We start from the raw sequence: 12,415 nt of genomic DNA, 5'->3' as shown, positions 1-12,415 counted from the left end.
AGGGTAAGAGCAAGCCCTCTCTTACTGCGACAAAGTAAGAGCAGTTTTCCCAAAGTAAAGCAGTTTTCTCCTCAAAGCTGTCCCCTTTGTCCCTAACTGCAACAAGGGAAGAGCAATACAAAACTACAACAAGGTAAGAGCATTTTTCCCCTTTTTCAAAAGAAAAAACCTATTTCAAAATAACCCGTTGCGTCAAATAAAAAAGTACTCGAAATTCGAATCATTGCCTCATAAAAAAAAGTACTCAAAAATTCCATACAGTTTCCTCCAAATTTTTGTTTTTTACATTCTTTTTCTTTTGAAGGCTGAAAAGTTTTCTCTGGCAAGCCGTAATTTTTTGTCTTAGGTGAAACAAATCGAGAGCCTTATAAAGCCTTGTTAGGTTTCCTTTTGTGCCTCACTTACATAAGAGCTTTCTAAAAGCCGCTGGTAGGGAGTTTTAATATCATCATGCTTCTTTGCACCTTGCTTCCGATTCTCTTTTTCTCTGTCATTTTCATAACCGGGTTGAAAAAGTTGGCATAAAGCCTGAGATACGCATAGAGTCGGTTCAAGTAGTAGACTTCTTCCTCGGTATCGTAGCGGAAGTATCCAACATTCTGGCGGACTATGGAATAGTTTTTCTGCTCGACGTAGCAGTTATCATTGGAACGGGAGCTTCTTCCCCTTGTAAATTTTATCTGGTTCTTCTCACACCAATCACGCAGAGGATGATTAATAAATTCAGCACCGGTATCAGAATCAATTCCCCGTAAATCAAAAGGAAGTCTTCCTTTGACTTTTTCTATGGCTTCTCTTACCCATTTTGAAGCCTTGTTTTTGATTGCCACAAGCTCTGTCCAACCGCTCCAAACATCCACCATATTTAATGTTTGAGCAAAGTCTCCCGGCCATTTCCTCCCTCATGGGCTACCAGATCAATCTCCATGAACCCAGGGCAATTTCATCCCACTCTGCCCACGTGCGTATAGCTATTTGTTGCTTTAATAGCGTTCCAGGCTTTGTACCTTTTCGTCCTTTTATCTCAAGCTTTTACGCTCATGCTTCAAAAGTCGGTCAATACTTGAGGCACTTATATGGCGCAAGTTTTTATAGCCTGTGGAGAACCGTGGAGATGTCCGTTTGCTAAGAGATTATCTAAAACTTCATTTAAAATTGGCTTTAAACGTTTGCCACACATGTTTCAATTTCCCAGACCTGTTTTAGCATTTTTAGTTCTTCTTCGCCGAATTTTTCTTTCTGCCAGGTCTTTTGTTCTTGGCTATGTCGGCTTTAAGGTAATTTTTCTTGCCTACATAGATGGTTTTTCCGTGCTGTTCTCAAGAGCCTGGCGGCATAGTTTCGATTTTTAAACCTGTTATCCTCACAAAGTAATCCAGTATCTCCTTTTCTCCTTTTTGCTGGCTTTTTGATATTGTTTTTTTCGATTTTTAAACCTGTTATCCTCACAAAGTAATCCAGTATCTCCTTTTCTCCTTTTTGCTGGCTTTTGATATTGTTTTGCCGTTTCCTGTAAATAGGTCTCCTTTCAAACATCGCTAACTCCACCTACACCTCAGTTCTTTGTAATTCGAATAATTGACTTTTTTTAAAAAAACACCTATAATTGACACTATTCATGGAGGAACCAATGGAAATTTTTGGTGTTTGGCGGATAGACTCCCATACGATTGATGTGAATGCCCATGAAGAGTGGCCAGTTCTTGTCGCGTTGCGAGATGTGGAGAATGGAGAAACTTTTCTTATTACTCGTAAAAAAAGGCTGAGAAAAGACACGTGGCGCCTTTTTACGCCTTTTCTGCGAGATGACCATAACTATGAACTCATTGTGCACAACCGCGTTTTCCCTTTGGGATTCAGCGAAGCCTATTGGAATCGTTTTCGTTTTCGAGGATGGTTAGGGGTACGAAGGACTTCTCATACAACCATTTTTCGCCTTTTTGCTCCCCGAGCTCAAAAGGTTATTCTCTCACTTTTTGAAAAACCGTATCAGAACTTAGAGCCAGCTCTTTATTATGAAGGAGAGATCCAACTCGAGATGCGACGTATTGGACACGGCGTGTGGGAAATTTCTGTTCCCCGGGACTGCAAAGGGTACTATTATGGGTACCGCGTCTTTGGACCAAAAGGTCCAGGAGAACTTTTCAGACCAGATATTATTATTGCCGATCCGTATGCTCATGCGGTAGCGAGTTTTGTGGTATATCCTCAACGACACCTTGCTTTCATTGTGGACGATAACTACAAATGGAAAAATCCCCGCATTCAACTACCAAAAAATCATGAGTGGCTTATTTACGAATGCCATCTTCGCGATATGACCATGCTTTCTTCCTGTGAAAAGAAAGGCACGTATGACGGTTTCGTGGAAAGGAATCAAGAGGGAGGAATAGCTCATCTCAAAGAACTTGGTGTCAATGCGGTAGAATTTCTTCCTCTTCAAGAGTTTGCTGAGATAGAACCGTATTATCTCGATCACTCCACTGCTCCTTTCTATAATGATTTCAATCCTTATAGTCGTAACCACTGGGGATACATGACAACTTCCTTTTTCTCTCCGGAGAACTATTACGCTAGAGGAGATCTTCATCAAGGTGCATGGAATGGGAGTGACGGGTATCAGGTATATGCTATGAAAAATATGGTAGATAAACTTCACGGAGAAGGTATAGCAGTTATCATGGATGTTGTGTATAATCATGTTTCTCTGTATGACGCTAACGCTCTCCGACTTATTGATAGGCACTACTACTTCTGGACGACCTCCATGGGGCATGATGAAGCCCGAACAGGATGTGGAAACGATTTTCGAAGTGACCGTTTTATGTCCCGACGTCTTGTTATCGACAGTCTCATCCATTGGGTCAAAGAGTATAACATCGATGGCTTTCGGTTTGATCTTGCTACGGTTATTGACTGGGAAACGTATCGTCAATTGGCGCGAAAACTTCGACGGCTAAAACCAGATATCTTTTTAACTGTTGAACCCTGGCATGGAGGAAGGGGTGGAAAAAGAGACGGAGGAGACTACTGTCTTCATCCGGGACAGAATCACTTTAGCCGTATGGGAATCACTGCATGGAACGACCGTTTTCGAAATCTTATACGAGGGGGGACGCATGCGCATCCCTATCCTTCCTATGGGCTTGTTTTTGGAAAGATTTCAACGGATGAGATCTGGCAGGCACTCCAGTGTTACCCAGGTATATTTTTAGAGCCTTACCACAGTGTGAACTACATTGAATCTCATGATAACCATACCTTTACTGATTTTCTCCGTATTGGGAGTGGTGACATCAGACCAGATCAGGAAATAAAACCAGAAGAGATTCTTGACAAAGCGGTTCTCACACCTCGGCAACTTGATCAGGCAAAACTTGCCGCGCTCGTACTTTTTCTCTCTCCCGGTGTTGTTATGATCCATGAAGGACAGGAATTTGGGAGAATGCGCCTTGTCCATCCTCCTGATGGGAGCTTTTCTCTTTTGGGACATGTTCACTGGCATAAAAACATGACAGGAGAATGGGTAAACCACCATCAGCGCTGGCCAAAGCACAAGGCGCATCCATGGACGATTGATGGTGATGGCTATGAAAAAGATAATCCCACTAACTGGGTAGATTGGCGTCTTAAGGAGATAAATCGTCCACTCTATGATTTTTACCGGTCTCTTATTGCTTTTCGTAAAGCACATAGCTGGATAGGAAAAATTCGCCCCCCTCATCTCACAAAAAAGCTCCCAGAGGCAGGGGAAGGGTTTGGTTGGGAGATGTCCCACAAAAAAGAGTCTCTTGTTGTCCTTATAAACTTTTCTTCTGCAAAAACAGTGTTTCATCTCTCTCCCTCATGGGAGCTTGTGTTTTCTACCCATTTAGAAGAAACGTATAGAGAAGGACAAAAGATAGTACTTCCGTCCACGCGTGGTATAGTTTTAAAGAAAAAATAGCCAGAGATTGCCTAAAGTGATTTTCTCCCTCTCCAAAAGGGGACCAGGAATGTTGTTCTCACAATAAAAAGGGAAAAATTTTAAAAAGATGAATAAGAATTCAAGACTTCGATTATTTTGTTGCGTATGGCAATGCTTGAAAAATTTTTAGGGAAAAACAGTAAGAAAAACATTAAGCGTTCCAGAGATATTTATGAAAAACGAAAATGAAAGAAAGGATAAGGGTTTTCTAGAGTTGTTTTTTTTCTTTTCTCATGATATAATAGAGGGCAAAATTTATCCAAGGAGAAATGCTTATGAAAAGCACAAAATTTTTTCTGCTGGTGGGGGTTCTTGTTGTTTTGGCTGCCTGTTACGATATAGACCGTGTCCGGCCAAACAATGTGGCTAAGGTTATAGAAAAACATCCTGATAGGGGTGTTATTTATCTTACGTACAGTTACTATAACCCAAAAGGTGAATATATAGATGCTCTGGGTGTCTATCGTTTTATCTGGAACTATAAACAGCCCAGGGAAACCTACTACCTTCTTGAAATGGAGAACACTCGGAGTAACGAGATGGTGGTGTATTATACCGCGCCAACGGTTATCTCTCCTAAGGATTTTATTCTCAGTAATACTATTGTTCATACAATAATGCTACGACACAATTTCCCCGAACAGGTTGTCTATGTGAAAGCTGGTGAGGTTGTTTATCTCGGTCATATTTACATTCACATCACTAATACCAAAGTGGGTTTTATTCCTACCACGGGGTATAAATTTTACTGGGAAGACAGGGAGGCGGAGGATAGGGCAAAATTTGTAGAAAGTTTTCCTCAGCTAGCTAACTGGTCATGGAGAAAAGAGATTATCCAGCTCTACCCTTCACCTCAGATTCCTCTCATGCCTCAACAGCCCCAGCCGCCTGTTCAACCAGCTCCTGCCGCTCCTCAGGTGATCTATGTCACGAATGTGATTGTTGTTACCAATACGACAAATCAGTAGAGATTGGAAACCCCGGAGTATGGCTATTGATGCTCCGGGGTTTGTTTTTTTATAGGAGAAAAGAGGGATGGGGATACTGCAATCTGCTCTTACCTTATTACAGTGGGAATGGTGAATGTGGCCACTCCAGCAGAGGAAAAATATGTCGTGTTTTTATAAAAAAGATCTTCCCTTATCGCAGTGAGGTGGTGTATCGTCATTTTTTTCTGAGTATTGTTGTACTGCAAAAAGGGAATAGCTTTTCTTACATTGCAGGTTCATTGTTGCAGCAATGCTTTTTATACCGAGACTTTTTTATTGCTGGCAGGAGATCTGTGCTCGAAAGCTATTTCCTTTTCACAGCAAAAGCCAAAAACTTTTTCCTCTTTTTTAAAGTGCTGTGAAGGGAAAACGGGGCTGAGCATGGTAATAGTATATTGTTTTTTCTCAAATATGAGCTCTTACCCTGTTGCAGGGAGAATGAGAAATTCCTATGCTATGACTTTATTACAGTGAAAAAGGGTTTTGCATCTCGACTCACGAAGTTTCTCGAGACGCTTCACGACTCGGTGAGTACATTGAGGGTACTTGGCGATGGTCTCTCGTCCACTGCAACAAGGAAAGAGCATCTCCCGCTCCTGTTAAAGATTCACAAACATGCTCAACGCTGCAACAAAGGAATACCACCTTCCTCCTGCTGCAATAAGGTAAGAGCATTTTTTCCTCATGAGAGGGAGTTAACTTTTCCCATGTCACCGTGACGCAGAAACCAATGAGCTTTTTCCCTCTCCCCCGAAATTGATACCCAAAAACTGCAAAATGGTAATAGCCTATATCGAAAATTTCACGTTAAGCGTTTACCCCCTTTCCTCCCTTTCTATTCTAAACTACTTCGGTGAGGCTCCCTCACTGCAACAGGGTAAGAGCAAGCCTGCACCAGCAAGGAAATCCCCCCGAGAGGGTTTTTACCCTCACACTGCGATAAGGGAAGAGCTCCCATGCCAGCAGCCACTGCGACAGGGTAATAGCTTTCTTGCTGCAACAAGGTACCAGCACCACCCTCTTATACCCTGCAAAAAACCGCCCGGCAGCTTATTCCCTCCTGGACCACCCTTTTCATTCTTCAAAGAGGTTTTCATTCCTCTTGATATTTTTCTCTCTTATCGGTGATACCGCAAAAAAAAACAAAAAAATCCCCAAAACCCCTTGACAAAACCAAAATTTCGTGTATAATACTCTATAGAAAACCTTAAAGAAAATCCAAAAAGGAGGAGGATAAGGTTATGAAGAGATTTTTAGGTTTAGTTTTGGTGTTGTCCGTGTTGGCAATGTTTGGTTGTGCCCAGATTGATCTATCTAAGGTTAAAGATGCTCCTCTTTTTGATGCTACCAAGGTAACGGTGATGTGGACGGCCGATGTGCCAACTTCCGCTCCTGTGAACGCTGGTGACCACATTATTGCTGTGGGTGAATTTGGTGGTGCAAGTGGTGGGAGTGGCAGTTTCTGGGGCGCTCCTTTTAAGGTCGTTGGGACGTATGGAACGGCAGGGAGTGTTACGTGTACGACGCTTGATAGTGCTACACTTGACGATTGGAGTGATACAGCCAAGCTTGATGGGAAATTTGTCGTAGGGACAAACGCTGATCCCAATAGCGGTTTTACCGCCGAGATCAATGATGGTGGTAACAATTTCTCGATTCTTGTGGTAGGGGTATCTTCGCTTGTACAGGGAGTGGAGCAATCCACGGCGAATGATGGTGTGACTTATATTGTAGAATAAGTGAAAGTTAAGGAACGACGAAGGAGGAAAGAGTCATATGAAAAGAGTCATGGTAGTTTTGTTGTCTATCGCGGGTCTTGTATTTGCCCAGACGGGTGAGGTTTTTACCAAGATTGTGGCTGGCGGCCTGGATGAGGCAAACACGGGATTTAAGGTAAATTATGATGCCTTTGGTCTTGAGTACAAGTTTGTGGAGAAGTCGCAGGTGCTCGGTGTTGATACCTACTCGCCAGGGTACTTTAATATCACGGGCATTAAGGCCGGTCTCGTGACCATTGGGTTTGGTATCACACCAAAGCTTGGGTATGATACCTATGCTGTGACGAAGAATTCCAATGGGCTTGTAACAGCTCTGAGTGATGGTGGGAAGACCAAGTTTGCTTATTCTCTTGATCTTCTCCCACGTATTGCGGTGAACATCGGAACGGTAAATGTCACTACCTCTGATCAGTCTGAGATCCTCTTCGCTGAGTCGATTGTAAGAACCTATCAGATCACGAATGCAGGGACCAATGTGACCGAGAATGCCGATGCTGCTCTGTATAAGAGAGAACTCAGGACCAAGATTGGGGCAAACATGAAGGGTCTCTGGAATGGGGAGTTTGGTGGCTATGTGAATCCTTACTGGAAGTGGGAGCAGGCAGGAGCTGGTTCCTACAGTGAAAACTTTAGCCTTGAGATCAACAACTGGGGTGATTATACCCTGCCACTTGGTTCTTCTCTCGATCTCTACATCAAGCACTGGATTCAGTACAATACCTCGAATAATATGGTAGAAACGAGGGCTGCTCCTGGTATTACCAATAACACGTATTATCGTGATTCTACCCTCAAGTTTGGGCCTGAGGTTCGTCTCCAGTACAAGATCGCTGGTGGTCAGGTAAAGCTCAATGCTGGTATTGGACTGGCAAGTCAGATCTTGAGCGAGTCCTATAATGGAACGAATATGCTGAACAATGTAGCTACGAATATTGAGGTTACGAATGCTCAGGAGACCTGGTTTACCCTCTATGGTGTAAAGCGTGATGACAACCGTGCTCTTCTCGAGTTTGGTGGTTCCACCAAGTTCGGTGATTGGGAGTTTGGTTTGAACGGTCGTCTCTCCCTCACGGTTGCTCTCTACACGAAAGTCTATAATCCTGTAACCAAAGAGGTGACTGAGCAGGTTCTCAATGATATCGCTCCTTGGAGTGAACCTCTCTTCATTCCTCTTGTGAAGACTCTCTATCTCAAGTACTCCAAAGGGATGTTTAGCGTAACCTTCAATCTGATCAATCCTGATCAGGAGAGAGGTTCTTACGAGGATACAGCTATCGGCTTTGGTACCGATGCTACGAAGCGCTGGTTCTACTCTGTTGACTTTAACTACAAGTTCTAAGCGTAAAATGAAACTCCAAAAGGCAGGGCTTTTGCCCTGCCTTTTTTATTTTTTTCCTTGAGAGAGAAATGGCATCTCGAAAGAGGGGGAGAAGATCCTCTTTTGGGTACTTGTTATAGAGGAAAAAAGGCAGAAGAGTTGTTAGAGGAACTGTTCTATACCATTAAAGGTCTCTCGTGGGCAAGGGAAGTCAAGACGAGGAGAGGAATTTTTGTTTCTTGATGTATGCTGTTTTAAAAAAGAGTTTTTCCCAAAATAGAAAGTGACATTTTAGGAAGGGATTTTGAAGACCTTTTCCCCATAAGGGACCACCTTTTCCCCCGGAGGAGAAAAGGTGGACACTCTTACTCTGTAATCTGGACAATCATACCGTTTGAGACCTGAAACCTCAGCGTGTTGGTGATTTTTCCCTTTTTATCGTAGAGGTAGCGGTACTTGTGGATATGCCAGAGGTTGTAGTTGACAGGGTTGTCGTTTTCATCGTAAAAGGCTCTCTCGATGAGACGGTTTTTCTTATCATAGGTGTTTTTCCGTATAGCGTATCCCCAGAATCTATTTTTCGCGGGGTTTCCATCTTTATCGAGGTAGCGCTCTTCGATGAGGTTTCCGTGTTTGTCGTAAGTGAAGACGACACTGGCAAACCCGCCTGCCTCCACCATCTCGTCGTTGGTATTGTAGCTTGTGGTACGGAGCACGCGGTTCTGGCTATCTCTTTCCAACCGGTAGGAGAAAACACCCCGGAAGTCACCTGCCACCTCACCATTGGTGCCGTAGTAACGGACACGTATCGCCTGTCCCCTGTCGTTGTAGTCCAGAATAGCCTGAGCGTACTTCTGTACTGAAGAGAAAGTTATCTGGTTTGAAGCATCAAGAAAGGTACGCTTTTCCTGCAGGGGAGTGTACTCAAAGACGATCTGGGCAACATTAAACACGGGATCGTTCGTAAGGATGTTCCCGTAGCCGTAGACAATCTTGAGGGGTCGCTGTTTGCTATCGTACCAGATGGTATAAAAGGGACGGTTGGTGAGAGCTTTTTTGAGGGGACTTCTCCCCACAATCATATAACGTTCGTCAAACCCGATAGCCCGGTAGGAGCGGGGATTCGTTTGACAGGAGAGAACAAAGAGTGGTACAAGAGAAATGAGAAAGAGAAGTCTTTTCTTCATGGTTTTATCCTCCACTTAAAGAGTATGTCTTCTTTCTTATGCAGACGAAAATATCCTCTCGCGTTGGAGAGGATGGTGGTGTTGGTTTTCTCCGAAAAAAGGATAGCATAAAGCCATGCCATGGCAGCACTTTCCGAGAAACTATTGGAGCTTGAGAGAAGGATAGCCACATTATAGTACGATTGGGGATGAGACGGCGAAAGCCACCGGATCGTATTGACGAGGGAGGCTATCTCGAGGGTCAATCCATTGGTGTATAGGTAGGAGAAGTAGATTTTTGTAAAGTCGTCCGTGTTCGTCTGGCTATAGAGAGCAAGAAGCGATGAAGGGGTAGTAAGGGCAAAGGGATGTTTTGTGAGATCGAAAGAGGGTCGGTAGGGAAAGAGCATAAGCGAATAGGGAGGCTTCTGGAGAAGCCCGATGATCCTTCCCTGAGCCTCAAAATCATACAAAGGATGCATGAAAATAGCCTCTTCTCTTTCGTTAGAGAGGGTAAAAAACTCTGCGACCTGTCTGAAAGCGTTGGAATTGGCCTTGGTAAAGGTTAACCAGCTTTCACAAAATGTTTGCGCAAGGAGAGCCTGTCCTGTCCTGTTAAAGTGAAGATGATCAATAAAGATGGAATTGTCAAAACTGTTACTTCCTCTTTTGTTGATGATGATATCCTGTAAGGGAATAAAAGCGAGATACCCTTTGTTGGTTTCGTTTTCTATGAAATTTCGTAGAGCATGCTGAAGTGGACTTCGGTAGCGGAAAGGCGTGGTGTCATTGTCTTTTGCTTTTTCCAAAAGTTCGAGAAAAGGTTTTCCCTCGGATTTTGCTTTTAGACCGGCAAGATAAAGGACATGGGCATTTGAGGGAAACCGGGCTTGCAGCATGTCAAGGATATTCTCTTTACTGAGTTTTTCTGCAAGAAGGGTGGGATTGGTGAAAAGAGAACGGTAAGGGGTGAGAAGAGTTTTGAGTTCACTTTCGTTTTCGCTACTGAAGGGGGGCATATCAATGAGGTTAGCCACTGGCTCGTAAACGAAAACAGGGATACGATGAAAGCGATATTTTTTCACGACACTCTGGAGATTTCGGATAAAGTCACGTGCTATTTTGTCATCCAGGGAACGGTCAGCAGGGATACGTTTGTTGGCAAATTGCTGGCTCATCAGGCTTTCATCAGGGAGGGTTTTTCTCGTCTCTATGAGGGAGAAAAGCCACTGAAAGATGCGCCATTCTTTCAGCGCGAGGTAAAGTTTTTGCATCCAGGAGGGTTTTTCCAGAGAGGTGAGGGTACCATAGTATTCATTTTGTCCTGCGTAAATAATGAGCGCATCCGGCTGATAACGGAGAAGTTTCGGGGCAACATCGGCAACATAGTAACTGGAAAGAGCGCTAAACCCGAGATTGATCACCTCAACTCTTTCATAAAGACCGGTTGTCTCAAGAGCCTTTTCGATGATTTTTGAAAAAGAGTGGTTGGGATAGTAGGGGAATCCCTGAGCGGTTGATCCTCCCACCACAAAGAGGCGAAGAGTCCCAGGAGATTTCAAAGTAGGAAACAGATTATGAAAATGAACCGAGGGCTCAGAAAGAGGAGAAGAGGGATAATACTTTTTGGTAAAATTGGGGTTGTCCTTGTAGTATTGAGGGACAAACCGCGCCCTTTGAAAGGGTTGGGTGGGGTAACCAATACCAGCAAGGCGAAAAATACCTTCGAGTGTAAAAAAACATCCAGCAAGAATGAAAAAAAAGACCATGGTAAAAAGAATTTTTTTTGTGAAGGGCATAGAGTCCATCCTCGTTTTTGTTCCTATTAGTATACAATATTTTTGTTTTTTCTGCAACGGAAACCACTTCTCAAAAGTGATCTCCTACAATCGTCTGGGTTTACCATCATAAAGAAAAAAAGAGTGTTTCCTCTGACAGGGAGAGGAAACAGGATCCTCGCACAAGGGAAAAAAGATTTCGATAGGGATCTTTCTTTGTTGTTAGGTAAAGGTGGAGAGAGGAATTCCCTTGTTGCAGCCCCAAAATCTCACCTGTTCCCTTGTTGCAGTGAGAACAGAAAAATTCCCCGCTATGACTTTATCGCAGTGAAAAAATTTTCCTCGTCACGGAGCACCGCGTATCGAAGTGGTCACCGAGTAGCCCCAAGGGGCGTATCGAGGGCGGTCACCGAGTAGCCCCAAGGGGCGTATCGAGGGCGGTCGCCGAGTAGTTCCGCAGGGGCGTATCGAGGGCGGTCATCGAGTAGCTCCAACGGAGCGTACCGAGATGACCGAGTAGCAAAGCACTCGTGTCGATAGGCCCCTTTGGGGAGACGTAGCACCTATTGGGGCAGGAAGAGGGAAAGAGACACCTGGTGTGAGGTGTTCTCTTTAGCCGGGGAATCAAAGAACTGGAAGAAAAGAATCTTTTCTCTTTATAATATCTATCATGTTAAACAAGGAGTTGTCTATGATGCAGAAAGCGATGGTAATTTTTCTTTTCCTGCCCTTGTTGATGTGGGGAGAGGCATCTTTTTCGGTAGGTATGGGAGGGAACGTAAAGTATATTCCGGGTTCGTATATGCTGGACACTGTCGATAACTGGAAGGCTATTCTTTTCCCTCATTTTGTGGCTGCCGGGGGGCATCTGCAGGCTGAGGTGACGCTGGATGAGATCTGGGTTTTCATGATGCGTGGAGGGGCTTTTTGGCCCAGTGACAAAGTGGTGGGGTTCTTTTTTGAACCACTTCTTCGCTGGTATGGGAATGGGACTGCTCCAGAGGAGGTTTCTGTTGGCGTCGGGTTTCTCTATCTTCAGATTGAACGCTATCTCTGTGTGTATCCCGAGATCACGGCAAGCTACAAATGGACTTTTGGGAGATTTTTTGTTGAACCTGAGTTGGGAGCGTATTTTACGTATTTTGATGGGACTCTTGGACTAAGACTTCATCTTACGACAGGTTTTCTTTTTTAAAAAGGGGAAAACGTCATCTTGTGAAGCCGCCGCTGGCGGCTTTTTTTTATTTTTCGCGCTTTTGCTGGGAAAAAGGGTTTAGTATGGCCTATGCAGATGTACTTTGAAAAAAAGGAGAAAGAGGCAAAGAAAAGAGGGAAAATTTTTATGCTATTACCCTGTTTCAGTGAAAGTGAGTGAAAAGGATCCTCAAATAAAAAAGCAGACTGCAATATGGTTATAGC

Annotated in this window: 7 protein-coding genes and 1 pseudogene; 5 read left to right on the top strand and 3 right to left on the bottom strand. The window is 43.8% G+C overall.

Annotated elements, in window-relative coordinates; all coding sequences use genetic code 11:
• Nucleotides 1-244: 244 nt before the first annotated feature.
• Nucleotides 245-1,441 (bottom strand): annotated as a pseudogene (locus tag KDW03_RS12345) (integrase catalytic domain-containing protein); the annotation flags it as partial.
• Nucleotides 1,442-1,630: 189 nt separating this feature from the next.
• On the opposite strand from KDW03_RS12345, the gene KDW03_RS03090 reads away from it, so the two are divergent.
• From KDW03_RS03090 to KDW03_RS03075, 4 genes are all read left to right on the top strand, one after another.
• Nucleotides 1,631-3,946, top strand: a complete 2,316-nt coding sequence (locus tag KDW03_RS03090; RefSeq protein WP_271435937.1) for an alpha-amylase family glycosyl hydrolase — start codon at nucleotides 1,631-1,633, stop codon at nucleotides 3,944-3,946.
• Nucleotides 3,947-4,242: 296 nt separating this feature from the next.
• Nucleotides 4,243-4,935: a hypothetical protein gene (locus KDW03_RS03085; RefSeq protein ID WP_271435936.1), complete on the top strand. Its 693-nt coding sequence runs from the start codon at nucleotides 4,243-4,245 to the stop codon at nucleotides 4,933-4,935.
• Nucleotides 4,936-6,197: 1,262 nt separating this feature from the next.
• On the top strand, nucleotides 6,198-6,695 hold the full coding sequence (locus tag KDW03_RS03080; protein ID WP_271435935.1) for a hypothetical protein: 498 nt from the start codon (nucleotides 6,198-6,200) through the stop codon (nucleotides 6,693-6,695).
• Nucleotides 6,696-6,732: 37 nt separating this feature from the next.
• Nucleotides 6,733-8,073 carry a hypothetical protein gene (locus tag KDW03_RS03075; protein ID WP_271435934.1) on the top strand — a complete coding sequence of 447 codons (1,341 nt, stop codon included), beginning with the start codon at nucleotides 6,733-6,735 and terminating at the stop codon, nucleotides 8,071-8,073.
• 344 nt (nucleotides 8,074-8,417) lie between these two features.
• Here the strand turns inward: KDW03_RS03075 and KDW03_RS03070 are convergent, their stop codons facing one another.
• A complete protein-coding gene (locus KDW03_RS03070; RefSeq protein ID WP_271435933.1) occupies nucleotides 8,418-9,239 on the bottom strand; it encodes a hypothetical protein in 822 nt (273 codons plus the stop codon).
• Nucleotides 9,236-11,017, bottom strand: a complete 1,782-nt coding sequence (locus KDW03_RS03065; protein ID WP_271435932.1) for an SGNH/GDSL hydrolase family protein — start codon at nucleotides 11,015-11,017, stop codon at nucleotides 9,236-9,238. Before KDW03_RS03065 ends, KDW03_RS03070 begins: the two co-directional genes overlap by 4 nt.
• 670 nt (nucleotides 11,018-11,687) lie before the next feature.
• On the opposite strand from KDW03_RS03065, the gene KDW03_RS03060 reads away from it, so the two are divergent.
• A complete protein-coding gene (locus KDW03_RS03060; protein WP_271435931.1) occupies nucleotides 11,688-12,191 on the top strand; it encodes a hypothetical protein in 504 nt (167 codons plus the stop codon).
• The last annotated feature ends 224 nt before the right edge of the window (nucleotides 12,192-12,415 follow it).

Source organism: Thermospira aquatica, from assembly GCF_023525255.1.
Classification (GTDB): Bacteria; Spirochaetota; Brevinematia; order Brevinematales; family Thermospiraceae; genus Thermospira; species Thermospira aquatica.
This window is presented reverse-complemented; position numbering and strand designations above follow the sequence as displayed.

Bases quoted from the DNA above. Each gene is read 5' to 3' on its own strand.
- KDW03_RS03070 (WP_271435933.1), bottom strand. From the start codon at position 9,239: ATGAAGAAAAGACTTCTCTTTCTCATTTCTCTTGTACCACTCTTTGTT.
- KDW03_RS03075 (WP_271435934.1), top strand. From the start codon at position 6,733: ATGAAAAGAGTCATGGTAGTTTTGTTGTCTATCGCGGGTCTTGTATTT.
- KDW03_RS03090 (WP_271435937.1), top strand. From the start codon at position 1,631: ATGGAAATTTTTGGTGTTTGGCGGATAGACTCCCATACGATTGATGTG.
- KDW03_RS03060 (WP_271435931.1), top strand. From the start codon at position 11,688: ATGATGCAGAAAGCGATGGTAATTTTTCTTTTCCTGCCCTTGTTGATG.
- KDW03_RS03085 (WP_271435936.1), top strand. From the start codon at position 4,243: ATGAAAAGCACAAAATTTTTTCTGCTGGTGGGGGTTCTTGTTGTTTTG.
- KDW03_RS03065 (WP_271435932.1), bottom strand. From the start codon at position 11,017: ATGCCCTTCACAAAAAAAATTCTTTTTACCATGGTCTTTTTTTTCATT.
- KDW03_RS03080 (WP_271435935.1), top strand. From the start codon at position 6,198: ATGAAGAGATTTTTAGGTTTAGTTTTGGTGTTGTCCGTGTTGGCAATG.